The following is a 24,500-nucleotide window of genomic DNA, read 5'->3' as shown; positions in this document are numbered from 1 at the left end:
ACTAAATTGGATAGTTTCAAAAAACTTTTGTTGTGTATTCTATTTAGTAATATAATTTCATAAGAAAACATTTGATAGTGGGGTATAGAATGAAGAAGTTTATTAAGAAAAACCAAGTGGTAATCATTGCAATCTTTTTTTCAATTGCTATACCACTAGTTATCTTTTTATTTGTTGGTGATAAAACTAGTATAGGTGACTGGTTGGGATTCTTAGGGTCTTATATTGGAAGTATTATCACAATTATCTTTTCTTACGTGAATACGCAATATCAATTAAAATCAAGTGAACGGCAAAAGGACATGCTAGCTTTGCGCGGTTTGTTTAATTCCTCTAAAAAATTGTCATTAAGATTCACACGCTATATAGTTCTATTAAATCAACTAATGCAAAAATCAGATAAGCCGTTAGATAAAAAAGTTCTTGCAGTCTTTTTTGAGCAGTCAGAAAAATTCTTTGATGAGTCAAAAGATTATCTTGATAACTACAATTCTGCAATCATGGCAACAACCGAGGAAATATCTGGAGAATTGAAGTCTTACAATAGTAATTTTAGTAAAGAAGCTGGCAAGACATTTCTGACATTTACAAAAATGCTTAGTGCAGGAGATAAGAAAAATACTCAGGGTAATAAAGATGTAGTTGAAGTAAGAAAAGACTACTTAGAAGAAGTAAAACGACTAGAGAAGGAACTAACAATAGTCCATAGAAAAATTAGGAAGCTATATAACCAACTTAAGTCAGGCAAATAATAGTATAAAAATGGGATTGGAGTATTAATAGTAATGAATAAAGTTTATCGATTTCAAAAGCAAAAAGGGAATACAACAATAAAAATAAAAATAGATTTGAGAGTAAAGACAATTTTAAAAACGATAATCATTAGCATGATTGCAGTAGCTGCGATTTTCAGTTTGGTTAAACTGTAGGGCTAGTTCTAAATGATTTTGCAAATATAATGAGAGAGCTCAATTTGATTAGATCGCAAGTTTAGACAGATTAAGAAAACAATAGAATTGCTTTTTACTCTTGGGCAAATTTTACTGCCAAAGAGTAAATGAATAGAACCAAGTAGATAATAAACTACTTGATTTTTCTTTTGCCGTAATATAATAGGAGATTTTTAAGGATAATAATGTTTACTTGACATTAATGAAGGAAAAATTAGAATAACTGTATAGAATAAAATACTGAACAAAAGGAGATAGAAATTGAATAATAAAACAAACAAGCATGAAACTGTTGGTGAAGCTTTACGTGATATTGCACATCATGAACATGCTTTTGCGCTTGCAGACAATTCTACTAACCACATGGGAGATTTGGTTATATATGGACTTACCTATCTTTTCTTAATCCTATTACCTACTGATATCTTTGAAGTTGGCTGGCTATTTATTCTTGCAACACTCGTAGCAGCTATTAGTTTGGTTCGTTTTCAGAACTTTTTAAAGCATAAAATAGCTTCTGGTAAAATGACGACTTTTTGGGTAAATGCTAGCTTGCTTTCAACAGGAATTCGAAGTTTTGTAGTTGTTAATGCTCCTTTAACTTTTTTGAGTATTTCTATGAAATCAAGTGCTAGCATGTTTTTTTCGTTAGTCATCGGTTTAATTACCGGATTTGGCGGAATAGCACTACAGTACCACTATTTAGTAAGGAATAAAGTTATCGACAAACAGAAGGAGTCAAGAAGACAAACGGCCAAAAATTTAGGCAACTATATCAGTGAAGCTGCTAAAAAGAGTTATGCTGATCGCTTTTATTTTTTTGATCTTGTATGTGGCTATGTGATTTGCCTGAATTATTATTCATATTATAGTATCAACGTAACTAGTTATAAAGTCTGGCAGTTTGGCTTCACAACAGTCATAGTGCTTTTAGGTACTTGGTTATTTCAAAAGTTCCTATGTTACCGAATTAGCAAAAACCAAATTAGTAAAAGTTTTAAGTGGTGTTCTTTATTAATGACAGGAGCACGTGGTTACTTGATAGTCACAGCACCCTGGATTGAAATTTGTTTACTTACAAATGCTTCGATCAATCAGTTGATGGTTAATCTCTTTGGTTGTCTTGCTGTAATAATCGGAGTAGGTTTACAGTATTTATTTTTATTAAAAGTAGGAATATTTAAAGGCTTAGTTTAAAAAATCAGTAAAAGTAATTTCTTTTACTGGTTTTTATTTGATGAATGAAGGCAAATCCCCTTCGAGTCCTTATACCTTTACATTTTTCAGGTTAATGTATACACCAAAGTAATGATTGCTGACTATTTTAGCAAGGCAATTGACGAAGCGGTATATAAGAGAATTATGGGTGATGACTACGTGGCACCGTTTGCTTAGTAATATTAATGAAAATTTAGAACAAACATTAACGGAAGAGTCAATTAGTAAAATTGGCCCTTCTCTTTGGTTTGAGCATGGTTTTTTCTAGCAGCTCGAACTCGCATTGCTTACGGTGCCGGTAGGACATATTTGTTAAAAAAACAGCTAAAAGTGCCGACAACAAGTCCAACAGTCTTTAAAAACCGAAACCTTTAGTTTAGGTAAAGCATTTAAAATGCACACTTCACCATATATTTGTGCACCTGCGATTGCTAAATTGCCCAAGGGAGTGCAAAAAAACGATGACGCATTACAAGTTGTCAAGCGTCTATGGTTAAGGCAGCCACGAGCAAGCGGATACGGCTATATTGTTGGCGGGGACAAGTGCTGTAAAGTGGGACATTTTTAGATAATATATAATTACGCTACTCAGATTTAATTTCTTAGAGACTTCTTTTGTTGGATTAAAGTATTAGATTTACAGACTTTTAACAGTATACACACTATATATAGAGGGATATTTTAAATAGTCTACTATATATTCCAATGATTTAAAAAGTAATTGACTTCATTAAATTAATACTATTAAATTAACTCAGATTAAATTACATTAAGGGAAAATGAAACACATGAAATATTATAATCAAGAGGATTTTCCAGATTCTATCGAATATCAATGTCCACCTAAAGAAGCTAAGCAATTTCAAGGAAAAATTTATAGATTTTCTAAAAAAGTCAATAATAAAACTGATAGCAAAGATTGGATATCAGACTCAAAAATTAAAAATGCATACAATAAATGGAGCTCTGTTAATAATTATGAACTAATGTGTCAGTCATCAGGGTATTCGTGCTTTCTCTCAGAGAAACAAGCTAAAACAGCATTTAATGAAATGACAAAAAAAAATAAAGCACTTAAAAAGAAATTTAAAAGTTTATACTATGTAGCGGTGAACAAGACTGACGGTGTTCTACTTGATACCACCAATCCAAAAAAAGAGTATGAACATTTTACATTCTGGATGTCATGTAAATCAGATATAGCTACACATCATTTTCAAGTAACCAAATTACAGGCATAATTATGAAAAAAATAAAATATACTCCTTTTAAACAAATTAATATTTATCATATTTATGACTATTATGATGAACCTATTCTTTATTCTTTTACTAGTGATACTGGGCAACTTTATATCGCTAATTTTATAGATTATGAAGAAAAAAGCGATACTGATGTGTGGGCTTTTTTACCAGTAACATTTGATAAGTTACGTCATTTGGAAAATAGTGATATTTCTTTACTTGATTTATATAAGAATCCAGTTTCAAAAATTACTTTTATTGAAAAGAAAAACACTGATCAAGATGAATTTTTTATTCAAGAAACATCTGAAATTAGCTCAAGTTGTTTACCAGATGAAGATTCTTTTATAGAGTATGAAGACATTTCAACATTAAAAAATTCAATGGTATCTGATCAAATTAATACAGATAATAGATATGGCATAGATTTTTCTATTCAGCCGATCCAGTATAAGCATGAAGTTTCTATTGGTATATACACAAGATTGTTAAATGAAATTCAAAATTTATTGACTGCTATTAAACAGCCCAAAAAATCCAAAACTTTGTTAAAGAGCTATGTGGAAGATAGCACAACACAGCTTCAAGTTGTAGGAACTTATCCTGGATCTTTTGGTACAAAATTGCTATCAAGTGGTATATCTTCATTAATAAATGACGATGAGGCATTACCATATAAAGAGCTTGTAGAGCTATTTCAAGACACACAAAATGGCAATGAAATAGAGCCCAATGAGATAGTAGAGAAATATGGCTGGCTTGTTCTCGAGCATCTAAATAAATTTTCTGAATGTATTACAGGAGTGAAAGGAGGCAAGATTAAGGCAGAAATACCACGACCAGGAGAAAATACTGAGATTGTGAATTCACATTTTACCCCTAATAATATTAGTAAATTTATAAGTAAAATTGATAAATTATCTCATACTATAAACGAAGAAACTAAAAATTTGAGCGGATACTTAACACGTTATGATTTTAACCAAAAGAAGTTTACTTTAACTGTTATAGATGGGAATGATAAATCTTTTAATTATAATGGAATTGTAAAAACAGAGAGAGAAAAATTTGTTATCCCAGCTTTTGGTCATGCAAAATTAAAAGTAACTGTAAGTTCAGATCATCTTAATAGGGTTAAAGAACGTGTTACATATGAGCTCTTATCATGGGAAAGTAGCGACGATTCAGATTAATATAATTAAAAGCCACTTCAGTTTTAACTAAAGTGGCTTTTTTGAACTTTTAATCAGTGTATTATATTTATATAGGGTGGTGAGTCTTGGGTAGCAAGAAATAAAAAATGATTTCAACGATAGCCGAATAAACAATTGCTAAATATGACAATACCGGCCGTATTAGCAGCTTAATTCATGAAATTATTAAAGTATTTTTAAAATAAATGAAGATGTGGATCCATATTCCACTTTCTGCTATCTATTTTTATAATATGAGTAACAAAGAAAAGAAGTACTATAAATTAGCGATAATTGCTATATTTCTTGGAATATTGGTGTTTGCAATAGGGGAATTAATATGACGCTAAGTGATGCGCAGATACGTGCGAACAAAAAGTGGAATGATAAAAACAAAGATAAAATGAACTACTTTCGAAGAAAATCTGACTCTAAAAACTTCATTTTGAAGTATGCTAATGAAGAAGATCTAGACAAGACACTAGAATATATTAAGCAACGAAGAAATGAATTAAAAAGTTGAAGTCATTTAGCATAATAGACTGGCACGAGCAATGGTTAAAACACTCTTAGACTAATAGTTTAAGGGTGTGTTTTAGTAACTAACAAATAAATATTGTTTCTTGCCTTTTTACCTTTATGCTATGTTTTTACCGAGCAAACAAAAAAAGACTGTAACATCAACTGTTACAGTCTTTTTAAATAAATACAAGGAGAGTACAGGATTTGAACCTGCGCGCCAAGGAAAACTTGGTTCGCCGGATTTCGAGTCCGGTGCATTACCACTCTGCCAACTCTCCATAACGAATATCATTATACCTTATTTAAATGTTTTTTCAACTTACTATTTTGAATACTAGCCAATACCAAAAGTACATTTGCTTAGCATTTTACTAGTATAAGGTACGAATTTTGCTTCACCCTTGCTCAATTATCAGTGTATAATAAGAACGTATGTTTGCTGTGGAGGCGGAAAAGTGAAAAAAAGACACGATCAAAAAGAATTTGATCAAGTTTTAGACGATTTTTTTAGAACATATCAAGACCGTGGAATGAAAAAATGGCAAGGCTTTATGCTAAGCGACTATACATCAACCGTTAGTAAGATTGATAAAAAACGCGCTCAAGTTTATGAAAAAAAGCAACCAATGTCCCAGGAGGCAATTAGTGAGTTGCTTCTTAGTGCATACGCTAATCATCATCCCGTATCAGTTCAACTTAAAGTCATCGATAGTGAAGATGATTTTTTGCCTAATCTAGTTGGTCTAGTTCAAGGCTATCAAGCAGATCATATTGTCATTTCAGATACATGGGTCGAATTAGAAAATATCAATCACGTTGAGCTATGCTAGTACTTTTATAAGTTCAAGGTGTGATAAACGTGATGGTACAGGGAAGGTATGCTCTTATTCTTTTAAATCCCCAAGGGTCTTAAGATATGTTTTGATTTTTCCCTCTATAAAGGCAATACTATCATCAATTTCTTTTTCTTGCTTATGCAAATTATCTAACTGATTAAATAGCAAAACAAGCCTGTCAGGAATAGTTTTATCACCTTCATAGCGCAGCTTTGCATATTTTTGCATCTCTTTAATACTCATATCTGTCTTTTTTAAGCGCGAAATAAACTTAATCCAAGCCACATCTTTTTCATAATAACAGCGACGATTATTTTCATCCCGACTTGGAAAAAGTAGTTCTTGTTTTTCATAATAGCGTAGCGTATCAATTGAAAAGCCACTAAGTTCAGAAAACTGACCAATTGAATATTTCATCTTATTTCCTCCAGCAATAACTCTATTTCAGTATAGTACTTTATCATATTTTAGCATGACAAAATATTTTTAAAATAGCGGTTGACATGGACTACACTCCAGCAATTATTCTATTAACTATTAAAAATAAGTTTGTAAAACGAAAAGGGGAAAGCTATGGAAAATAATGAACGCTATAAAAAGGGCTTAGAAAATTTGGAAAAAGTTGACGGTGAAGGCGGTAAGTCAGTTATTGATTCATTAGCTGGTTTATCCGAAGATGTGGGTCGTTACATCATTGAATTTGCCTTTGGCGATGTATATGATCGTGGTGTCTTAGACCTTAAGCAAAGAGAAATGATTACAATCACATCTTTGCTTTCACAAGGCGATACTGAACCTCAACTAAATGTTCATATTAATGGTGCCTTGAATGTAGGTCTAACACCAGAAGAAGTAATTGAGACTTTTATTCAAACTATTCCTTATGTAGGATTTCCAAAAGTATTGAATGCGATTAATGTTGCTAAAGAAGTATTCAAAGATCGTGGAATTGATTTTACAAAATCAAGTAAAGATTAATAAGTAAAGTCATAAATAAAACTAGTTGCTATAGATGGGCAACTAGTTTTTTAGTTCAATGCTTTTAGCGTCTAACTTAAATTGGACCTTATTAAACGATGAATGTAAATTTGCTTCGATTTATTTTAAATTAATATTTATAGCTAAGGAGGCGTAAGGTGGACAATTCATTAACTAAGCGAGCTGCAGTAGTTGATACTCTTCCAACAGTTTTTGGTTACTTAGGAATTGCTCGTGCCTCGGGATTTTCGACCATTACAGTAATTTTAATGTCAGTCATAATCTATGCCGGTTCAGCACAATTTACCACTGTTAGTATGCTGGCAGCGGGTAGTCCGATTGCTTCAATCGTTTTTGCTACCTTTATGGTTAATTCAAGAATGATTTTAATGAGTACAACCGTTGCACCATATTTTAAGAAAGATAGCTTGGGTAAAGGGATGCTAATTGGTACGCTTTTAACTGATGAAAGCTTTGCTCTAGCAATGAATAAACTTAATTATACTAACGGGAAAATGAATTTTAGCTGGTTCAATACCAAAAATATTATTTCTTATTCAACTTGGGTAATTGCCACAATGATTGGTGCCTTGCTAGGTAACTTTATCGAGGATCCAAAGAAATTAGGGCTTGACTTTGCAAATGTAGCAATGTTTATTGGCTTGCTATATTTACAGGTAAAGAGCGATAAAGATTTAAATAAGTTATTACAAGTAATAGTAGTTTTATTGACATTGGTATTAACTTACATTTCAACCATAATTTTGCCAGCTAGTCTAGTTATTATTGCTGTAACACTTATTGGATGTATATTGGGGATGGTAATAAAACATGTCTTCTTCTAATTATCTATTTTTAACTATTGTCGGCTGTGGAATTGCGACGTGGTTATCACGTGTACTTCCATTTATTTTATTAAAAAAATTCACTTTGCCTAAAGCAGTGGTTGAATTTTTATCCTTTGTACCAATTGTTATAATGTCTACAATGTGGTTTAGCAATTTATTCACTGCTCAACCGGGGCAGTTGCCAGAAATTAACATGGAATACCTAATTGCTTCAGTACCAACATTGGTATCAGCGGTTATTAGTAAATCACTTTTAGTAATCGTTATTGTAGGAATAGCTTCTTTAGCTTTGCTGCGATTGTTTTAATAAAATAGCTAGGCTAAGAGTTTTCCGTCTTTCAAAGTTTGTATTTAAAAAATTGTGAGTTATACTAATAAAAGTTGCCAATTTATGCTGATAAAGTAAATTGGTCATTAAAAAGAATCAAATAAAAATTTGGTTGGAGTCTAAGACTTTCAAGAATTGTCCTCAGGTTTGGGTTGCCTGAGCAATTTTGAAAGTCTTTTTTGTTCATTTCAGAGAGTGGAATTAATAATGCAGATTATGGGAATTTTATGTTTAATTTTGCTATTTGCCTTAATTGGCGGACAGATTGCTAATCGCTGCGGTTTACCAGCTGTAATCGGAGAATTGCTAGCCGGAATTGTTATTGGCCCAGCTATGCTTAACTGGGTACAGCCTAGTGGTTTAATTAAAAGTTTTTCCGACATTGGAGTTGTCTTGCTAATGTTTTTAGCTGGACTTGAAAGTGATCTAGCGATTTTGAAAAAATTATGGAAACCTAGCTTCCTTGTGGCCACTTTTGGAATGATCGTGCCAATTGTAATTGCTTATTTAACGGGGATTGCTTTTAAATTCTCGCAAACAGAAAGTCTCTTTTTAGGTATTACGTTTGCCGCCACTTCAGTTTCAATTTCTGTCGCTGTTTTGCAAGAAATGAAAAAGTTAGAAACTAAAGAGGGGATGACGATTCTTGGAGCTGCTGTGATTGACGATTTGCTGTCAGTTATTCTCTTAAGTGTTGTAAGTAGCGTTACGGGAACCCACACGGACTCCGCGAACGCGAATCTTGGTCTAGGACTGACTTTATTATTACAGCTAGTTTATTTAGTCGTATTACTAGCTGCAAGTATTTGGTTATTTCCACGCATACTTAAACTGAGTGAACGCTTTTTACTACCAGCGGCTAAACCACTTGTTACGATAATTATTGTTTTACTGGCAGCGTTTGGAGCAGAAAAAGTGGGCCTGAGTAATGTCATTGGCGCTTTCTTTGTAGGATTAGCTTTCAGTAGATTACCTGATAAACAAAAACTGCAAAAAAGCTTTACGGATATCGGTTATAGCTTATTTATTCCTATCTTTTTTGCCAGCATCGGTCTAGAAATGTCAATTACTGGAATTTTTAAGGATGGCTTATTATTTATCGTCCTATTTGTAGGAAGTGTTATCTCTAAATTAGTGGGTGCAAGTGTAGGAGCTAAAATGGCTGGTTTTTCTAGTAGTAGTGCTTACCAAGTTGGAACAGGGATGATTTCGCGTGGGGAAATGGCACTGGTTGTAGCACAAATTGGCTTGTCCAATCATTTGCTCGCTCCTGCTGCTTATTCAACTGTAGTTGGAGTAATAGTTTTAACCACACTAATCGCTCCAATAATGCTAAAAGGGGCGCTAATGAAAAAGAGATAAGGAAAAGCTGACAACAAGGGCTATTAATTGATTTGTATGATAAAAATGCTATGATAGAAAACGTGTTTTTGCACAAATTAAGAAAAATGGTGGGATAGTGGATAATGAATTTTCAACCAAATACCGACATCTTTAAGCCTAAATGGTATTTAGAACAAATGAGAGGATGGAGCTTTAAGACTTATATGCTTCTGATGCTAGGAATTGGAGTTATTATCGGAACAACAATTTCTACGCCGGTTAATCAAATTAGTTTAATTACGATGGTTGCTGCAATAATGGGTTTTACTTGTACGCTCGCAATTACTAATGCCAAACCGATTAATGGAGTTTTAGGTTTACTTTCTTCAATCATCTATGTAATCGTATCGATTTACGCACAAAATTATGCAAATGTTGTCTTGCAAGTGTCCTATATCTTCTTACTCGACTTACCGGTATTGTTGCTACCGGCATGGTCTAAAAACGCTGAAAAGCACATTAAGGGGCTTAAATTTAAACAATGGTGTTTTACTATGATCTTCTTTTTATTTGTGACAGCCATGCTTTATCTGATGGACACAAGAATATTTATTAGTCCTCGTCCGTGGATCGATGCAATTGCTGGAGCAATTGGGATTACTGGCTCTGTGTTATGTACTTTTAGATTTCGCGAGCAATATTATTTCTGGACGATTCAAGGGATTATGTCAATTATTTTGTGGGGTGTAACTGCATTTCAAGGAGACACAAATCTAACGTTATTTTTTACATACATCCTATACTTGAGTAATGACGTTCTTGCATTTACTGACAAGCATACGCATTGGTTCCATTAATTTTGATATAACTAAAAACAAGGTTCAATCATTTGAAACCTTGTTTTTTATTTTGCTAAATGTGCTTTAACTATTTTAATTAAGATCTTAGTTGCGCCTTTTCCTGCTTTATCATCGTAATATGACTGATAGCGCTCGTCTGTCTCATAGCCGTTAACAATACCCAAATGTATTTCTGGAGTATAATTTGGCATAATTATTTTAAGCCATTTTTGGTGGTTTTGGAAAATCGTATCGCTTAGTTCAGTTTCCTTACTAGGATCTTTTACTACTTGTTGCAGTTCCCGGACTAAGTCAGCTTCAGTTGCTTTCATTTGGTTAAATTTCTCTTCGGAAAAATTGTCAGCTTTACTATTCATTATCTTCTCCTTTTCCTTATTGATTTTATTTAACCACTATAGCAAATTAAATTACAGTATTTTTGCATGAAATGATTAGTGAAAAGGATTATTTAAAAATATGAGAATAAAATTGGTAGAGCTGTAAGCAAAGACTAGCCTTAAATGCGTAAAGCGCGCTATAATGGAGTTGGAGATGAAGTAATGATTACATTTATTTGGGCTGAAGATGAACAACACAAAATTGGTCTAGATGGACATTTACCGTGGTATATTCCTGAAGATCTGAAGCACTTTAAAACCTTAACGATTAACCATCCGATTATAATGGGACGAAAGACTTTTAATAGTTTGCCACGTATTTTGCCTCAAAGACGGCATATTGTACTATCACAAAATCAAGTTTTTAAAGAAGAGTATAAACATAATCCGCAAGTGGTAGTTGTTTCATCAGTTAACAGTTTAAATAAGTGGATTAATGCGCATCAAACAGAGCAACTGTATGTAATTGGTGGAGTTTCAGTCTTTGAAGCTTTAAAAGACCGCGTAGATTGTCTTGAAAAAACTGCAATTGCTGCAACTTTTCCTGCCGATACTGTAATGCCAGATCTTAATTATGATGATTTTAAATTAAGTAAAAAAGTGCATCATCAAGCTAATAACAAATGTCAATATTCATATGATTTTTTAACTTATCTAAGGAAGAAGGATTAGAATGAAGAAGATGATTATCGCTGCTATTATTCTGTTAATTTGTGTGTTGGTTTTGATTAGTAGCATTATACAAGCAGAGAGTATTAACCATAACTTTTGGTGGCAAGCTATTGGTATGGCTATTGTTACCTTTTTTGTAGGAAGAGTTAATGTCGACTTATTCCATAATTTAAAAATCGACCATCTTAAGTAATTTTTAAAATTTGTAGTTGACAGAACAAAAACTAGGTGCTAAATTAATAAACAATTAAATAATTAATACATCTTGAAAAGCAGAGTAACTATTATGATTACTGATAAAGAGAGCTGGGATTTTGGTGAGACTCAGCCAGTTAGTAGTGGTGAACATGGGCTGGAAATGATGACCGTTAGTGATATTTAGCTACCGGCGGAGTTGCATCCGTTAGCATTGCAAGCTATTGATTGATAGCTATTGAGAGATTTATTACGTGAGTAATAAATAATTTAAAGGTGGTAACGCGAAGCACTCGTCCTTATAGATAGGACGGGTGCTTTTTTAGTTTATTTTGGAGGTTTTTTTAATGTCGAAGAAGAGAAATAGGAATATTATCATTGGGGTAATAGTCGCAATTATCGTTGTCGCGATAGGTTGGTTTAGCTTTGGTCCTAAACCAAATAATCAAAAGAGTAGTAACCATGTTGTAACGGTCGGAATTGTCAGTGAAACAAAACCCAAACAGGATATTTGGAAGCACGTTGCAGCTACAGCAAAAAAGAAATACGGCGTAACTGTTAAAATTAAGAATTTTACTGATTATACTCAACCTAATAAGGCTGTCAAAAACGGTGATATTGATTTGAACGCTTTCCAACACTACGCATTTTTAGATGCTTGGAACAAGTCAAACCATGGTGGTGTTGTAGCAATTGGTCGAACAGAAATTAATCCAATTAGATTATATTCTAAGAAGTACCATAAACTTAGTGAACTGCCAGAGGGTGCAACAATTGCGGTTCCAAATGATGCAAGTAACGAATCTCGTGCACTTTTCGTTTTAAAGAATGCTGGTTTGATTACTTTACCTAAGGGTAAGAAATTACCAACAGTGGCTGATATCGTTAAGAACCCTAAGAAACTTAAGGTTAAAGAAGTAGCAGCAGACCAATGTGGTCGTGTAATTGATTCAGTTGACGCAGCGGTCGTTAACAATGACTTCGCTCGTCCTGCAGGCTTAGGTAAGAAACAGACAATTTTCGTTGAACCAGTTAATAAAGACTCATTAAAATGGGTTAACATCATTTGTGCTCGTAAAGGTGAAGAAAAGAAGAAGGATTACTTAGCAGTTGTTAAGGCTTACCAAACCGAAGAAACAAAGCGTTTGGATAAGAAATATTACGGTGACATGCAAAAAACTGCTTGGGATATCAAGTTTTAGTCATCTTTAACGAATGGAGAAGATTTGTATGGGTATTATTGAATTACAGCATGTTAATGTGGATTTTCCTGATAAGAAAAGAGAGGTTGTGCACGCTGTTCATGATGTCAATTTGACAATAGAAAAAGGCGATATATACGGAGTCGTTGGCTTCTCTGGTGCTGGTAAATCGACATTGGTTAGAACAATTAATCTGTTACAAAAACCAAGTGGCGGCAATATCAAAGTCAATGGCACTGATTTTATTAAAGATGGTAAACAAGTTATTTCTAATAAGGACTTGCAATTAGCTCGAAGAAAAATTGGAATGATTTTTCAAAATTTTAACCTTTTAAATGAAATTACTGTTGTTGAAAATGTCGCTTTTGCCTTGAAGCATTCTGGTTTAAAAGACAATGAGGTTGAAGAAAAATCATTGAAATTGCTTCAATTGGTTGACTTAAAAGAAAAAGCTGAATTCTATCCAGCTCAACTTTCTGGTGGACAACAACAGCGGGTAGCAATTGCTCGCGCATTAGCCAATGAACCAGATATTCTGATTTCTGATGAGGCAACTAGTGCACTTGATCCACAAAATACCCAACAAATTTTGGATTTACTAAAGAAATTAAAAGATGAACTTAATTTAACAATTGTTTTAATCACTCATGAAATGAGTGCTGTCAAGAAAATATGTGACAAAGTTGCGGTAATGCAACAAGGCAAGATTGTTGAAAAAGGTAACCTAAGAGACGTAGTTCTTCACCCGAAAAATTCTCTAACCAAGAGTTTTGTTGGTGGATCACTAGAAGTAATTAATACTCTTAAATCACTTAATTTAAGTAATTTAAATGATGAAGAGGCAATTTACCAACTTATTTATAGTGTCGCTAATGTTACCAAAACTATCATCATTGATCTTTACCGAGAAATTGGCGTTGAAGCAAGTATGCTTTATGGTAACGTCGAATTGTTAGACGATGAGCCAATTGGAACATTGCTGGTCTTAGTTAAAGGAGACAGTGAGAAGCAGCAACAAACTGTTCAATTTCTAGAGAAAGAAAAGGTTGCAGTTACGCGGTTAAATGAGAAAGGTGACTTATATGAGTAGTTGGTTTAATAAAGTTTTTCCAAATGTAATTAATTTAGGTTGGACTGGAGATACCGGCTGGGCATCCAGTATATATCAAACTTTGTTCATGACATTTTGGTCAGCAATTTTTGGGGGAATTCTAGGTATTGTCTTTGGGGTAGTCCTAGTTTTGACCAAAGAAAATGGTGTTAAGCCAAATAAATTCTGGTTTAATCTCTGTGATAAGATTGTCTCCATCTTTCGCGCAATCCCGTTTATTATCTTGCTAGCTTTTATTGCTCCAGTAACTCAAATAATTGCTGGAACCCAAATTGGAATGAATGCTGCACTTGTGCCATTATCTTTAGGAGTTTTTCCTTTTTATGCTAGACAGGTTCAAGTTGCTCTAGAAAGTGTAGATCAGGGTAAGATTGAAGCTGCACAAAGTTTAGGTGCAACAACTTGGGATATCATTTTCAATGTTTATCTGAACGAAGCGCGCTCTGAGTTAGCCAGAGTCTCAACTGTAACTATAATTAGTTTAATTGGTCTAACGGCAATGGCAGGTGCAATCGGTTCAGGTGGGCTAGGGAACACAGCTATTTCTTACGGTTATCAGAGGTTTAATAATGATGTTACATTCGTTGCCACTTTGCTAGTCGTAATCTTGATTTTTATTGTTCAAATTATTGGTGATTTCTTAGCTAAACATTTAAACCACCAAAATAGATAAACTAACTATAAATAAAAAACTAACAACAAAAAAACAACAGGCAAAACTGCCTGTTGTTTTTTATTTAAGAAATAAGTAATTATTTTACAGCATCCTTTAAAGCTTTACCTGGCTTGAATGCAGGAACTTTAGTAGCTGGAATAGTTAAAGTCTTACCAGTTTGTGGGTTACGACCTTTTCTTTCAGCACGATCACGAACTTCAAATGAACCAAAGCCGATGATTTGAACTTTTTCACCTTTAGCTAGGTTATCCTTGATTGATTCGATTAAAGAATCGATCACTTTTTCTGCGTCTTTTTGCTTAAGACCAGTTTTTGCTGATACTTCTTTAGTAAGTTCAGATTTGTTGATTGAAGCCATATTTTCTTCTCTTTTCTATAAAATTTTTTAAACAATTCGACAATTTTGAAAAAAATCATACATAAATGACGAAATGCTTTGTGTCGCTTGATATTTCGCAACTTTTTATATTTTAGCACAGTTCCTGTGTCCTTCAATAGTAAAAAATAAAATAATGTATCAGTTTATTTTATTTAGAACTCGATTAGTCATTTGTTGGTAGTTTAAGTACAGGGCTTTGAATCTTGAGTGCTTTTCTTTTTGCCATGGTTTAGGTTTACCACAAAAATGCAAAATACTGGTGTTTTCCATCACCCACTCGGTATTGTATTCGCCTGTACTTCGCGTGAGATACACAGAATAGGCTCTCGCGTCATAGTTCCAACGCGTTTCAGGAATCTTCAAAATATCCTCACCATAAAGATAGTTTAGAATATCCTGATCAGGTAAGATTAAAGAATCATGATGCTCTTCGATTGCCTGCGTAATATCTTCAATGTTCACTTTGTGACGCATCAGATCTAAATCCATTAGCATAATGCCAGAATTAAAATAGCCAGTTGTTGTCCCAAGTCTAATGTTATTAATTGAACTCATGATATCTGTTAGTCCTTCATGGACAGATGCAGCAAACATTTTATTCTGAAGATCTAAATCCCATAAAGGCTTAATTGAATTAATAACCAAGATATCAGGATCCAGATAAATAACTCGATGTAGATTATCTGGTAAAACTTGTCCCGAGAGAAGACGGAAGTACATTTCTTTAGGATAATCATGCAAGTTAAGTAGTGAATCTGGAAAAGTAATATTTTGATTCATTGCTACGGTTTCGAGCTTAACATTAATTTGCTCACAAAATTTTTCGAGTCCAGTTAGGGCAGAATCATCGATGTTATCGTGAATTAGCCAAACGCGGAAATCTTGGTCTAAATTGTTAAGTCTTACTGAATACATCATTACCTCAAGAGGCTTAAGATAGTTTTGGTCAATTGTGACCAAAATTTCAATTGGACTGGATTTTCGCTGTTTCATATAAATCTTCCTTAATAAAAAATATAAATGAGTTACCTTTCTAGTATAAAACAAAATAATAAGAGATACATTCATAGTATAAAAATTTTAATTACTCTAAATACAAGAATTAATTCCGTTAATGTAGTAAAATTAATTCTAATAAGATTATTTTATTAATGAGGTGTAAATATGAACAAGAAAACGCTATTTAGCTTAGTTGGTGCAGCTTCAATTGCTGTTAGTTTAAGTGCAACTGCTCCAGTTTTGGCAGCAGAAACTACTAATCCAAACACAACATCAACTACTACTAATACAGATCAAAAGGATACCACTACAACTACTCCTTCAGCAGGTCAAACTGGAACAACAGATACTTCAAAGACTTCTACTACAGGTCAAACTGGAACAACTGATACTTCAAAGACTTCTACTACAGGTCAAACTGGAACAACTGATACCTCAAAGACTCCTGCCACCGGAACAACTGATACAACCAAGCCAACAACTTCGAAGCCTATTAACACCGCGGACTTAAATAAGGCTATGAACCTAAATGGGAAGCTTGCTAAGTTGACTAAAAACTCCTATGTATATGATGCAAAGGGTAAGCGTATTAAAAATGCCAAACTAAAGAAGGGGACAATTATTCCCGTATCTGGTGTTACAACTCCAGATAACAAAGTTCTTATTGGGTATAACAAAAAGGGTAAGTACATTAAGGTTAATAATGTTGAACTTTTTAAGGCTGTTCAGTATAAAGTAAAAAAGAACGCCTATGTATATGACAGTAAAGGTAAGCAGAATATGAGAGTTTACTTACCTAAAGGGAAAAAGGTAACAGTTTTCAGAACCAAAAAAATTAAGGGCGTTAAATATGTTGCGGTTTCAGATTCACTGTATATAAAATGGTCAGTTTTAGATCATAAGAGTGGTAAAGTTGTTTCAGGCTAATCTTTCGCTCTTGAAAAGGGTACCTATCCAATAGGCACCCTTTTTTATTCTAAATTTGTATAGAATATGCATTTGAATTCCAAGTACATACTTTCACAATACAAAATTTTGTTTACAAAGTAACGGCAATGCAATACTATATATTTGTGAAGTATATTATTCTATAAATTTTATTTATAGAAATAACAAAAGTGGGAGAAGAAAAATGAATAATAGTTTGTCTATGCAGTTAATAGGGGAATTTCTAGGAACTGCAATGCTTGTTTTGCTTGGTGACGGTGTTTGTGCTGGAACTAATTTAAACAAGTCTAAGTCAAAAGGAGCAGGTTGGATTGTCATTGCTTTTGGTTGGGGTTTTGCTGTAGCATTCAGCGTTTATAGCGCACGTTGGTTGTGTTTAGGCCACTATAATCCTGCAGTTACTTTTTCAATGGCAATTGCTCATAAGTTACCATGGTCTTCAGTCCTACCTTATTTTGTGGTACAAGTACTAGGTGCATTTGTTGGAGCTATTTTAGTATGGTTAACTTATTACCCACACTGGAAAGAAACAACAGATGATCAAGAAGCAATTTTAGGCTCTTTTGCTACAGTTCCAGCAATTCGAAGCTATGCATGGAACTTTTTCACTGAAGCAATTGCTACTTTCGTTTTAGTATACGGATTGCTAGCATTGACTAATGGTGACTTAGCTGCCGGTTTAAATCCTTTACTAGCTGGTTTCTTAATTACATCAGTTTGTTTATCACTTGGTGGACCTACTGGTGTTGCTTTAAACCCAGCCCGTGATTTTGGTCCTAGATTGGCTCATCAGTTATTGCCAATCGCTAACAAGGGACAATCAGACTGGGCTTACAGTTGGGTTCCAGTTGTAGCACCATTAGTTGGTGGGGCACTTGCTGCTTCATTATTTAATGTGTTAGCTTAACAATCAAAAAAAGCACATGACTTAACTAGTCATGTGCTTTTTGTTTGCTTTATAAAAACTAAGGTTTAAAGTGCCGCAATATGTCAATTCCTTTTTTCTGATATTTGTTTGGTACGAAGCTCTTGCGCATTGCAATTTGCATATAGGCATATAATTTTTGTCCTGGCTTCAGTCTGATAACGTGTACACCAGTTTGGTCCTTAAGACTACTTTCCATCACAAGTGCGATACCAACATTTCTTTTAACTAAGTCTATCACCGTTTGCATTGTTTGCGCAGTGTATATGACATTAGGAATAAAATCACCTAATTTACCGACTTCTTCAAGACATTCTCTAGTTAAGAAACCACGACTACGTGCAACAAATTTTCTATTTTTAAGATCCGCCGCACTAATTTGATGAATATCTTTCCACTGATTTGTTTCACTGGTAATAATTACTAATTCAGTTCTGTTTAGGTTATGGATAAAATACTCAGAATCGTTAATTGGAACCATCCAAGAATAAATAGCGACGTCAGCATTTCCATTTTTTAATTCAGCGAACGCATTAGTGGAACGCTCAATATTGGTATCAATTAAATCAGTTAAGCCTGCCTGATAAAACTTCATGATAATGTCAGCAATGTAAGAATTGCCAGCTTCACCTGAAAAGGCCAGACGCAGTTTTTTATCGCTGGCGTGTCTAACATCATAATTGATATTAGACATGTCCTGCAATAATATTTGAGCTTTTTCATAAAGCATTTCACCCGCGGCTGTTAGTGTAATTTTACTTTTTCTGTTTTTCTGTAAAATTAGTGGATCATCAAACTTTTCAGATAGACGTTTGATTGCCATTGAGATAGTTGGTTGAGTTACATCAAAGAGAGCAGCGGTTGCTGTGTAATTACCAGTCTCTACTAGTTTACAAAAGTATAGAAGATCTTTTTCGTTCATATATATCTCCTAGTTATAATCAATAACTTTTATAATTCTCTATCTTTTCTGATTATATTAAACTCAAGTTAAACTTGCAAATATTCCTTACTAGACGCTTTATTTGACCTTTTTTGTCTTTAGCTTGTCACAATTTTAGGCCTAGTATAAGATTAACGATAAGAAATGGTAAAGGAAGGAAAAATTATGACCTGGGCAGCAATATCAACCTGGAGAATGTCATTTGATGGCTTAAGTGAAGCTAGTGTACTTTTAGATAAAGGAATTAATGCTGGTGATGCAGTTGAAAAATTAATTAATGTTGTAGAAAACAATGAACACTACAAATCTGTTGGTTTTGGCGGTTTGCCGAATGAAGAGGGCATAGTGCAAATGGATGCTGGCTTTATGGATGGCGATACATTTGCGCAAGGATCAGTTGCTGCAATAGAAAATGTTAAAAATGCCGTTTCAGTGGCGCGGAAATTAAGTGAAAATAAAACTAATAGTTTCTTAGTTGGTGATGGCGCAACGAAGTTTGCTGCCAAAAATGGTTTTGAAATGACTAATATGCTAACAGAAAAAGCCAAAAAAGAATGGCAAGAGCGTCTAAATGTTAATCAACAGGAGCAACTCCATGCCTACGATGGCCACGATACAGTTGGTGCGGTAACGCTTGATCAGCAAGGCTCGATGGCAGCCGCAACATCTACATCTGGTTTATTTATGAAAAAAGATGGGCGTATTGGAGACTCACCTTTATCTGGATCAGGTTTTTATGCTGATAGCCAAGTTGGTGCTGCTGCAGCAACTGGACTAGGTGAGGATATTATGAAGGGATGCTTGTCCTACGAGATTGTTCGTAAAATGGCCGAGGGACAGTCACCTCAAGATGCATGCGATCAGGCACTGTTTTCTTTTGCTAAAACTTTAAAGAATCGTTATGGAAGTTGTGATGCCATTTCGCTGATTGCCTTAAACTCTAAAGGAGAATGGGGAGTTGCAACAAATGTTGAGTTTGCTTTTTGTGTTTCTGATAATAAACACGAGGCAAAAATCATGATTGCTCAACAGGCGGCAAAAGATAAGACTGAAATTTTCCCAATGACGGAAAAGTGGTTGGCAGATTACCAAAAGAGAACAGAGTCGACAATTGATTAAGCAATATGGAAAAAGATTAAAAATGTTAAAAGAAGCTTGCGTTGAAAATTTTACTAATGTACCTAAAGTGATTGCCGAAGGAGCCAACCGAATTGAACTTAATAATGATTTGGCTGCTGGTGGTACGACACCCTCATTTGGAGTAACTAAAAAAGTCGTGGAATATGCGCATAACTTGAATATCCCAGTGGTGGTAATGATTAGACCTAGAGCAGGTAATTTCGTTTATACAAAAGATGAAATAGCCATTATGCTTTCAGATATTGAAATGGCTTCACTGGCAGGAGCAGACGGTGTTACTTTTGGGTGTATTGATATGAATGGTGATTTGGATCAAGAAAATATGAGTAAATTGATTCAACTAGCTCATGTCCTTGATTTAGAAGTTGTTATGCACATGGCTTTTGACGAGATAGCTGAGAATCAGCAACAAAATGCTATTGATTGGTTAAGTTCTAAAAAAGTTAAACGCATTTTGACGCACGGGGGCAGTTTAGAGCAAACTATTTTCGATAATTATCCTCACTTAAAAGAAATTATTAATTGGGCTAAAAATAAAATTGAAATTCTTCCTGGTGGTGGAATAACTGCTCAAAACATAGCTAAAGTAGCTAGAGACCTCGATGTTACTCAAATGCACGGGACGAAAATCGTGAGCTAACGCCAAAAAATTATTGACAAAAAATAAGACAATAATTAAAATACAATTAATATAAAAAGCAATGAAAAGAAGAGTAAGATTATTTAAAGCGTATTAGAGAGTTCTGTTTGCTGAAAATGAACCGTGAGAGTAGTCTGAAAGTAACTTTGAGCTATATGGTGAATTTTAGTAGCTAATATTGGTGACACCCATTATCGTGTTAGCGTATCGCAGTTATGCCGTACGTGAAGTGACCTAACGACATTTTGTTCGTTGGTAAAATAGGTGGTACCGTGCTAAAGCACCCTTGATGAAAATCAGGGTGCTTTTTTTATTGGTTTTTACAAAGTTCAAAGCTAAAGTACATGCTAGAAAGTGAGAGAAATGAAAAGTATTTTTTAAAGTAGAAATCTATTGAAGACATACAGAAATATGAAAAGGTAGGAGAGTAAAATGGAAGAATTTAAAGACGATATTAATAAAAAGCCATTAAGTTGGAAGGATTACTTAGTAGTCGCATCTTTATTATTTGGTTTGTTTTTTGGAGCTGGAAATTTAATTTTTCCAATCCATTTGGGCCAATTATCTGGAGCAAATTGGGGGATGGCAACTTTTGGCTTTTTAGTGACAGCGGTTTTGTTGCCATTACTGGCTGTCTTAGCGATTAGTGCTAGTCATGCTAAAGGTGTTTATGATATTGGAAAGCCATTAGGGCCTAAATTTGCATTGATTTTTATGGTTTTAATTCATTTGACGCTAGGACCATTATTTGCAACACCACGTACTGCGAGCATTTCTTTTTCAGTCGGGTTAGCACCAGTGCTGCCACAAAAGTATGCGAAAATTAGTTTATTAATTTTTTCGGCTATTTTCTTTATTTTAGCTTTTATCATTGCATATAAGCAATCAACCATTTTAAGCAGTATTGGAAAAGTTTTAAACCCACTATTTCTAGTCTTATTATTCTCGGTATTTTTACTTGCAGCTCATTCGCCAATGGGTGCTGCTAAAAATCAAAGTGCTACGGCTGCTTATCAAGCAATGCCATTTTTTAACGGCTTCTTGCAAGGATACAACACAATGGATGCTTTAGCTGGTCTTGCTTTCGGTTATACGATTGTGTCTGCCGTTAATCAATTAGGTAAGACATCTGCTAAGAGTAATGCTAAGGTAACCGCGAGAGCAGGTGTGATTGCTACAAGTGCGATCGGGGTTATCTATATCGGCTTAATTTGGTTAGGTGCAACTACATTAAATCACTTTAAAATTGCGCCCGAGGGTGGAACAACGTTTAATCAAATCGTTACTTATTATTTAGGGGATGTTGGCCATGCACTTCTTGCAACTCTAGTTACACTCACATGTTTGACTACTGCTGTTGGTTTAATTGCAGCATTTGCGCAAGACTTTCACCGTAGTTTCAAAAAGATTAGCTATCACGCATGGCTTGCTATCATGACATTTGTTTCCTTTATCACGGCTAACTTTGGCTTAGATACGATTATTGCTTGGTCCACACCAATGTTGATGTTTTTATATCCAATTGCAATGGTTTTAATCATTTTGTCAATTTCAGGTACTCTTTTTGATTATGATCCAGTTGTTTATTATTGGGGAGTGGGGTTAACACTAATTCCAGCTATTTTTGATATGCTTGCGTCATTTCCTCCAGCAATTAGTCAACAGGGCTGGGCATTAGCACTAAAATCGATTCAATATCGTTTCTTACCATTTTCAGACATTGGTATGGATTGGGTTATTCCAACTGTTCTTGGGCTGGCAATTGGTTTTGCTGTTCACTTTTATCACAAAGCTAAATTGCAAGATGCTTAACCATTCATATAGTTCAACTTTTAGAGCCTCTTCTTTGACATCACTGCTTGATAAAAGTAGATTTAACTTAAAGAGTTAATTAAATTGATGTAAAAAGAAGTGGGGGCTAATTATTTTGAACGATATGAATATGGGCAAGCAAGGTAAAAATAAAAGTGCTCAGTCTGGGACAAAAATGCACCACTCATCAATGCAAATGAGTGGTGGCAACATGATGATGCACGGAAATCAGATGATGGACATGGGAAATCTAAAACAAAAATTTTGGATTTCTCTAGTGCTTGCATTACCGATACTGTTTCTATCACCAGCAATGGGAATTAGTTTGCCTTTTCAATTTTCTTTTAACGGTTCTGAATGGATAGTAGCTCTTTTTGCAACTATCCTATTCTTTTATGGTGGCGAACCATTTTTAAAAGGTGCTTTTTATGAGTTAAAAGCAAAAAGACCTGAAATGATGACCTTAATCTCCCTTGGTATTGTTACGGCGTATGTTTATAGTATCTATGCTTTTGTGGAAAACAATATCTTACATAATCAAAATCAGGTAATGGACTTTTTTTGGGAATTGGCAACCCTAATTTTAATTATGTTATTAGGTCATTGGATTGAAATGTCTTCCATGATGAGTGCAAATAGTTCAGTAAATGACCTAGCTAAATTATTACCAGATAAGGTCCATCTTCAAGATAATGGTCAGACAAAAGATGTTTCAATTAACGATGTGCAAAAGGATGCAATTGTTTTAGTTAAACCAGGTGAGAGCATACCATTAGACGGAATTATCATTAATGGTTCCAGCGATATTAATGAATCCTTGGTTACAGGTGAATCACAAAGTGTAACACGCAAAGTTAATGATAAAGTGATCGGTGGTTCAATCAATGGTTCCGGCACAATTGTAGTTAAGGTATCCAGTTCAGCTAACTCAGGCTTTTTGGCAAACGTAAACAAGTTAGTTCAGTCATCGCAAATGAATAAATCTAATTTACAGAATTTGGCAGATCGCGTGTCCGGTTGGTTGTTTTATGCAGCACTAATTATTGGTGTCATTGCTCTAATTGTCTGGACTAGTTTAAAAGGAATAAGTAACGGACTGGAGCGGATGGTTACAGTGCTAGTCATTGCCTGTCCACATGCATTAGGTTTAGCTATTCCCCTTGTAAATGCAAAAAGCATGTCAATTGGTGCAAAAAATGGACTGTTGATTCGAAACCGCAATGTAATTGGTATTAGTCAAAAAATTAAATATGTTGTAATGGATAAGACGGGTACACTTACTGAAGGAAAATTTCAGGTTCGTCAGTTTGATACACTAAACCAAACAATCAATAAGGAAGGTGTATTAAGATTAATTGCCTCGCTTGAACAAGATTCAACGCATCCAATTGCAAAGAGTATTTTGCAATTTGCCGATGAAAAGAAAATTAGTCTTTTACCGTTATCAAATAGCAAAACTGCTTCGGGTAAAGGTGTTACTGGAACAATTAATGGCAAGGATTATCAATTAGTCAATGAAAAAACCGCTCGTTCTTTAGTTAATAATTTTCCTAGAATATCTGCTGCTGATTATACGGTAAGCTATCTTTTACAGGACGCAAAACTGCTCGGTTATGTTGCAGTTGGTGATCAAGTCAAGAAAACAGCAATTTCACTAATTAAAGAACTTAAAGCCCAAAACATTATTCCAGTAATGTTAACTGGCGATAATGAAAATGTTGCGGATAGTATTGCAGAAAAGCTGGGAATTACAGAAGTTTACTCAGGGCTTTTGCCAGAAGATAAACAAAAAATTATCGGAAAGTATCAAGCTAATGGCAATAAGGTAATGATGGTAGGGGATGGAATTAACGATGCTCCTAGCTTAGCAAAAGCTGATATCGGTGTAGCTATTGGTACAGGAACAGATGTTGCAATTGATTCTGCTGATGTCGTTTTGGTTAATAGTAATCCAATTGATATCATCAATTTTTTAAAGCTAGCTAAAAACACACAGAAAAAGACAGTTGAAAATTTATGGTGGGGAGCCGGCTATAACATTATAGCCTTACCACTTGCTGCAGGTGTTTTAGCTCCAATTGGAATTCTTCTCCCACCAGCAGTTGGCGCAATCTTAATGTCGCTTTCAACTGTGATTGTGGCTATCAATGCGGAAACAATCCGAATATAAAACTATTAAAA

Annotated in this window: 28 protein-coding genes, 1 tRNA gene and 2 other annotated features; of the genes, 23 read left to right on the top strand and 6 right to left on the bottom strand. The window is 34.3% G+C overall.

Translation table 11 applies throughout. From position 1 onward, the window contains the following. The first annotated feature begins 89 nt into the window (after positions 1 to 89). From DKL56_RS04395 to DKL56_RS04375, 6 genes are all read left to right on the top strand, one after another. Positions 90 to 752, top strand: a complete 663-nt coding sequence (locus tag DKL56_RS04395; protein WP_109715550.1) for a hypothetical protein — start codon at positions 90 to 92, stop codon at positions 750 to 752. Between the two features lie 459 nt (positions 753 to 1,211). Beyond that, complete coding sequence (locus DKL56_RS04390; RefSeq protein ID WP_109715549.1) at positions 1,212 to 2,147, top strand: hypothetical protein; 936 nt, start codon at positions 1,212 to 1,214, stop codon at positions 2,145 to 2,147. A gap of 415 nt (positions 2,148 to 2,562) precedes the next feature. Further along, a complete protein-coding gene (locus DKL56_RS07865) occupies positions 2,563 to 2,736 on the top strand; it encodes a hypothetical protein (RefSeq protein ID WP_162542502.1) in 174 nt (57 codons plus the stop codon). A gap of 220 nt (positions 2,737 to 2,956) precedes the next feature. After that, on the top strand, positions 2,957 to 3,409 hold the full coding sequence (locus DKL56_RS04385) for a hypothetical protein (protein WP_109715548.1): 453 nt from the start codon (positions 2,957 to 2,959) through the stop codon (positions 3,407 to 3,409). Positions 3,410 to 3,411: 2 nt separating this feature from the next. Beyond that, positions 3,412 to 4,605, top strand: coding sequence for a DUF6575 domain-containing protein (locus tag DKL56_RS04380; RefSeq protein ID WP_109715547.1), 1,194 nt, complete (start codon positions 3,412 to 3,414; stop codon positions 4,603 to 4,605). A 340-nt stretch (positions 4,606 to 4,945) separates the two neighbouring features. Continuing rightward, a complete protein-coding gene (locus tag DKL56_RS04375) occupies positions 4,946 to 5,128 on the top strand; it encodes a hypothetical protein (RefSeq protein ID WP_109715546.1) in 183 nt (60 codons plus the stop codon). Between the two features lie 188 nt (positions 5,129 to 5,316). Here the strand turns inward: DKL56_RS04375 and DKL56_RS04370 are convergent. Continuing rightward, positions 5,317 to 5,405 (bottom strand) — tRNA-Ser (locus tag DKL56_RS04370). A gap of 177 nt (positions 5,406 to 5,582) precedes the next feature. Here DKL56_RS04370 and DKL56_RS04365 point away from each other — a divergent pair. Next, the gene (locus DKL56_RS04365; protein WP_109715545.1) at positions 5,583 to 5,957 is read left to right on the top strand and encodes a hypothetical protein; all 375 of its coding nucleotides are present in this window, start codon (positions 5,583 to 5,585) and stop codon (positions 5,955 to 5,957) included. A gap of 54 nt (positions 5,958 to 6,011) precedes the next feature. On the opposite strand, the gene DKL56_RS04360 is transcribed toward DKL56_RS04365, so the two are convergent. Then, on the bottom strand, positions 6,012 to 6,380 hold the full coding sequence (locus DKL56_RS04360; protein ID WP_109715544.1) for a MerR family transcriptional regulator: 369 nt from the start codon (positions 6,378 to 6,380) through the stop codon (positions 6,012 to 6,014). 156 nt (positions 6,381 to 6,536) lie between these two features. On the opposite strand from DKL56_RS04360, the gene DKL56_RS04355 reads away from it, so the two are divergent. From DKL56_RS04355 to pnuC, 5 genes are all read left to right on the top strand, one after another. Next, complete coding sequence (locus DKL56_RS04355; protein ID WP_046307004.1) at positions 6,537 to 6,941, top strand: carboxymuconolactone decarboxylase family protein; 405 nt, start codon at positions 6,537 to 6,539, stop codon at positions 6,939 to 6,941. A gap of 158 nt (positions 6,942 to 7,099) precedes the next feature. Then, on the top strand, positions 7,100 to 7,786 hold the full coding sequence (locus DKL56_RS04350) for an AzlC family ABC transporter permease (RefSeq protein ID WP_109715543.1): 687 nt from the start codon (positions 7,100 to 7,102) through the stop codon (positions 7,784 to 7,786). Then, positions 7,773 to 8,096: an AzlD domain-containing protein gene (locus DKL56_RS04345; protein ID WP_109715542.1), complete on the top strand. Its 324-nt coding sequence runs from the start codon at positions 7,773 to 7,775 to the stop codon at positions 8,094 to 8,096. Before DKL56_RS04350 ends, DKL56_RS04345 begins: the two co-directional genes overlap by 14 nt. A 228-nt stretch (positions 8,097 to 8,324) precedes the next feature. Beyond that, entirely contained in the window at positions 8,325 to 9,479 is a 1,155-nt protein-coding gene (locus DKL56_RS04340; protein WP_109715541.1) for a cation:proton antiporter, read from the top strand. Positions 9,480 to 9,583: 104 nt separating this feature from the next. Then, the gene (gene pnuC, locus DKL56_RS04335) at positions 9,584 to 10,297 is read left to right on the top strand and encodes a nicotinamide riboside transporter PnuC (RefSeq protein ID WP_109715540.1); all 714 of its coding nucleotides are present in this window, start codon (positions 9,584 to 9,586) and stop codon (positions 10,295 to 10,297) included. Positions 10,298 to 10,344: 47 nt separating this feature from the next. On the opposite strand, the gene DKL56_RS04330 is transcribed toward pnuC, so the two are convergent. Further along, a complete protein-coding gene (locus tag DKL56_RS04330; protein WP_052726776.1) occupies positions 10,345 to 10,656 on the bottom strand; it encodes a TipAS antibiotic-recognition domain-containing protein in 312 nt (103 codons plus the stop codon). A gap of 183 nt (positions 10,657 to 10,839) precedes the next feature. Between DKL56_RS04330 and DKL56_RS04325 the strand changes: the two genes are divergently transcribed. The 5 genes from DKL56_RS04325 to DKL56_RS04305 all read left to right on the top strand — a co-directional run bounded on the left by DKL56_RS04325 (position 10,840) and on the right by DKL56_RS04305 (position 14,530). Next, complete coding sequence (locus DKL56_RS04325; protein ID WP_109715539.1) at positions 10,840 to 11,349, top strand: dihydrofolate reductase; 510 nt, start codon at positions 10,840 to 10,842, stop codon at positions 11,347 to 11,349. 1 nt (position 11,350) lies between these two features. Continuing rightward, the gene (locus DKL56_RS04320; protein ID WP_109715538.1) at positions 11,351 to 11,542 is read left to right on the top strand and encodes a hypothetical protein; all 192 of its coding nucleotides are present in this window, start codon (positions 11,351 to 11,353) and stop codon (positions 11,540 to 11,542) included. A gap of 63 nt (positions 11,543 to 11,605) precedes the next feature. Beyond that, positions 11,606 to 11,848: a binding site (T-box leader), on the top strand. 43 nt (positions 11,849 to 11,891) lie between these two features. After that, a complete protein-coding gene (locus tag DKL56_RS04315) occupies positions 11,892 to 12,746 on the top strand; it encodes a MetQ/NlpA family ABC transporter substrate-binding protein (RefSeq protein ID WP_109715537.1) in 855 nt (284 codons plus the stop codon). Between the two features lie 28 nt (positions 12,747 to 12,774). Continuing rightward, positions 12,775 to 13,836, top strand: a complete 1,062-nt coding sequence (locus tag DKL56_RS04310) for a methionine ABC transporter ATP-binding protein (RefSeq protein ID WP_109715536.1) — start codon at positions 12,775 to 12,777, stop codon at positions 13,834 to 13,836. Then, the gene (locus tag DKL56_RS04305; RefSeq protein WP_109715535.1) at positions 13,829 to 14,530 is read left to right on the top strand and encodes a methionine ABC transporter permease; all 702 of its coding nucleotides are present in this window, start codon (positions 13,829 to 13,831) and stop codon (positions 14,528 to 14,530) included. Before DKL56_RS04310 ends, DKL56_RS04305 begins: the two co-directional genes overlap by 8 nt. Before the next feature lie 79 nt (positions 14,531 to 14,609). Here the strand turns inward: DKL56_RS04305 and DKL56_RS04300 are convergent, their stop codons facing one another. Then, positions 14,610 to 14,891, bottom strand: coding sequence for an HU family DNA-binding protein (locus DKL56_RS04300; protein ID WP_046306988.1), 282 nt, complete (start codon positions 14,889 to 14,891; stop codon positions 14,610 to 14,612). A 159-nt stretch (positions 14,892 to 15,050) separates the two neighbouring features. After that, entirely contained in the window at positions 15,051 to 15,905 is an 855-nt protein-coding gene (locus tag DKL56_RS04295) for a glycosyltransferase family 8 protein (RefSeq protein WP_109715534.1), read from the bottom strand. 171 nt (positions 15,906 to 16,076) lie between these two features. Here DKL56_RS04295 and DKL56_RS04290 point away from each other — a divergent pair, with 171 nt between their 5' ends. Beyond that, the gene (locus DKL56_RS04290; protein ID WP_109715533.1) at positions 16,077 to 16,838 is read left to right on the top strand and encodes an SLAP domain-containing protein; all 762 of its coding nucleotides are present in this window, start codon (positions 16,077 to 16,079) and stop codon (positions 16,836 to 16,838) included. Between the two features lie 205 nt (positions 16,839 to 17,043). Next, entirely contained in the window at positions 17,044 to 17,766 is a 723-nt protein-coding gene (locus DKL56_RS04285) for an MIP/aquaporin family protein (protein WP_109715532.1), read from the top strand. A gap of 58 nt (positions 17,767 to 17,824) precedes the next feature. Here DKL56_RS04285 and DKL56_RS04280 read toward each other — a convergent pair whose 3' ends face one another. Further along, complete coding sequence (locus tag DKL56_RS04280; RefSeq protein ID WP_109715531.1) at positions 17,825 to 18,706, bottom strand: LysR family transcriptional regulator; 882 nt, start codon at positions 18,704 to 18,706, stop codon at positions 17,825 to 17,827. 186 nt (positions 18,707 to 18,892) lie between these two features. Between DKL56_RS04280 and DKL56_RS04275 the strand changes: the two genes are divergently transcribed. The 4 genes from DKL56_RS04275 to DKL56_RS04260 all read left to right on the top strand — a co-directional run bounded on the left by DKL56_RS04275 (position 18,893) and on the right by DKL56_RS04260 (position 24,489). After that, a complete protein-coding gene (locus tag DKL56_RS04275; RefSeq protein WP_109715530.1) occupies positions 18,893 to 19,846 on the top strand; it encodes a glycosylasparaginase in 954 nt (317 codons plus the stop codon). A gap of 22 nt (positions 19,847 to 19,868) precedes the next feature. Then, the gene (locus DKL56_RS04270) at positions 19,869 to 20,507 is read left to right on the top strand and encodes a copper homeostasis protein CutC (protein ID WP_109716040.1); all 639 of its coding nucleotides are present in this window, start codon (positions 19,869 to 19,871) and stop codon (positions 20,505 to 20,507) included. Positions 20,508 to 20,559: 52 nt separating this feature from the next. After that, positions 20,560 to 20,798, top strand: a binding site (T-box leader). Positions 20,799 to 20,939: 141 nt separating this feature from the next. Next, positions 20,940 to 22,319, top strand: coding sequence for a branched-chain amino acid transport system II carrier protein (gene brnQ / locus DKL56_RS04265; RefSeq protein WP_109715529.1), 1,380 nt, complete (start codon positions 20,940 to 20,942; stop codon positions 22,317 to 22,319). Positions 22,320 to 22,443: 124 nt separating this feature from the next. Then, entirely contained in the window at positions 22,444 to 24,489 is a 2,046-nt protein-coding gene (locus tag DKL56_RS04260) for a copper-translocating P-type ATPase (protein ID WP_109716039.1), read from the top strand. Positions 24,490 to 24,500: the final 11 nt, after the last annotated feature.

It is taken from the genome of Lactobacillus apis, from assembly GCF_003150935.1.
Classification (GTDB): Bacteria; Bacillota; Bacilli; order Lactobacillales; family Lactobacillaceae; genus Lactobacillus; species Lactobacillus apis.
The sequence above is the reverse complement of the archived record's forward strand: the minus strand, read 5'-3'. Positions and strand labels throughout refer to the sequence as shown.

Bases quoted from the DNA above. Each gene is read 5' to 3' on its own strand.
- DKL56_RS04275 (WP_109715530.1), top strand. From the start codon at position 18,893: ATGACCTGGGCAGCAATATCAACCTGGAGAATGTCATTTGATGGCTTA.
- DKL56_RS04310 (WP_109715536.1), top strand. From the start codon at position 12,775: ATGGGTATTATTGAATTACAGCATGTTAATGTGGATTTTCCTGATAAG.
- DKL56_RS04260 (WP_109716039.1), top strand. From the start codon at position 22,444: ATGAATATGGGCAAGCAAGGTAAAAATAAAAGTGCTCAGTCTGGGACA.
- DKL56_RS04300 (WP_046306988.1), bottom strand. From the start codon at position 14,891: ATGGCTTCAATCAACAAATCTGAACTTACTAAAGAAGTATCAGCAAAA.
- DKL56_RS04330 (WP_052726776.1), bottom strand. From the start codon at position 10,656: ATGAATAGTAAAGCTGACAATTTTTCCGAAGAGAAATTTAACCAAATG.
- DKL56_RS04290 (WP_109715533.1), top strand. From the start codon at position 16,077: ATGAACAAGAAAACGCTATTTAGCTTAGTTGGTGCAGCTTCAATTGCT.
- DKL56_RS04345 (WP_109715542.1), top strand. From the start codon at position 7,773: ATGTCTTCTTCTAATTATCTATTTTTAACTATTGTCGGCTGTGGAATT.
- DKL56_RS04285 (WP_109715532.1), top strand. From the start codon at position 17,044: ATGAATAATAGTTTGTCTATGCAGTTAATAGGGGAATTTCTAGGAACT.
- DKL56_RS04320 (WP_109715538.1), top strand. From the start codon at position 11,351: ATGAAGAAGATGATTATCGCTGCTATTATTCTGTTAATTTGTGTGTTG.
- DKL56_RS04305 (WP_109715535.1), top strand. From the start codon at position 13,829: ATGAGTAGTTGGTTTAATAAAGTTTTTCCAAATGTAATTAATTTAGGT.
- DKL56_RS04395 (WP_109715550.1), top strand. From the start codon at position 90: ATGAAGAAGTTTATTAAGAAAAACCAAGTGGTAATCATTGCAATCTTT.
- DKL56_RS04355 (WP_046307004.1), top strand. From the start codon at position 6,537: ATGGAAAATAATGAACGCTATAAAAAGGGCTTAGAAAATTTGGAAAAA.
- DKL56_RS04280 (WP_109715531.1), bottom strand. From the start codon at position 18,706: ATGAACGAAAAAGATCTTCTATACTTTTGTAAACTAGTAGAGACTGGT.
- brnQ (WP_109715529.1), top strand. From the start codon at position 20,940: ATGGAAGAATTTAAAGACGATATTAATAAAAAGCCATTAAGTTGGAAG.
- DKL56_RS04325 (WP_109715539.1), top strand. From the start codon at position 10,840: ATGATTACATTTATTTGGGCTGAAGATGAACAACACAAAATTGGTCTA.
- DKL56_RS04295 (WP_109715534.1), bottom strand. From the start codon at position 15,905: ATGAAACAGCGAAAATCCAGTCCAATTGAAATTTTGGTCACAATTGAC.
- DKL56_RS04380 (WP_109715547.1), top strand. From the start codon at position 3,412: ATGAAAAAAATAAAATATACTCCTTTTAAACAAATTAATATTTATCAT.
- DKL56_RS04315 (WP_109715537.1), top strand. From the start codon at position 11,892: ATGTCGAAGAAGAGAAATAGGAATATTATCATTGGGGTAATAGTCGCA.
- DKL56_RS07865 (WP_162542502.1), top strand. From the start codon at position 2,563: ATGCACACTTCACCATATATTTGTGCACCTGCGATTGCTAAATTGCCC.
- DKL56_RS04270 (WP_109716040.1), top strand. From the start codon at position 19,869: ATGTTAAAAGAAGCTTGCGTTGAAAATTTTACTAATGTACCTAAAGTG.
- DKL56_RS04385 (WP_109715548.1), top strand. From the start codon at position 2,957: ATGAAATATTATAATCAAGAGGATTTTCCAGATTCTATCGAATATCAA.
- DKL56_RS04340 (WP_109715541.1), top strand. From the start codon at position 8,325: ATGCAGATTATGGGAATTTTATGTTTAATTTTGCTATTTGCCTTAATT.
- DKL56_RS04375 (WP_109715546.1), top strand. From the start codon at position 4,946: ATGACGCTAAGTGATGCGCAGATACGTGCGAACAAAAAGTGGAATGAT.
- DKL56_RS04360 (WP_109715544.1), bottom strand. From the start codon at position 6,380: ATGAAATATTCAATTGGTCAGTTTTCTGAACTTAGTGGCTTTTCAATT.
- pnuC (WP_109715540.1), top strand. From the start codon at position 9,584: ATGAATTTTCAACCAAATACCGACATCTTTAAGCCTAAATGGTATTTA.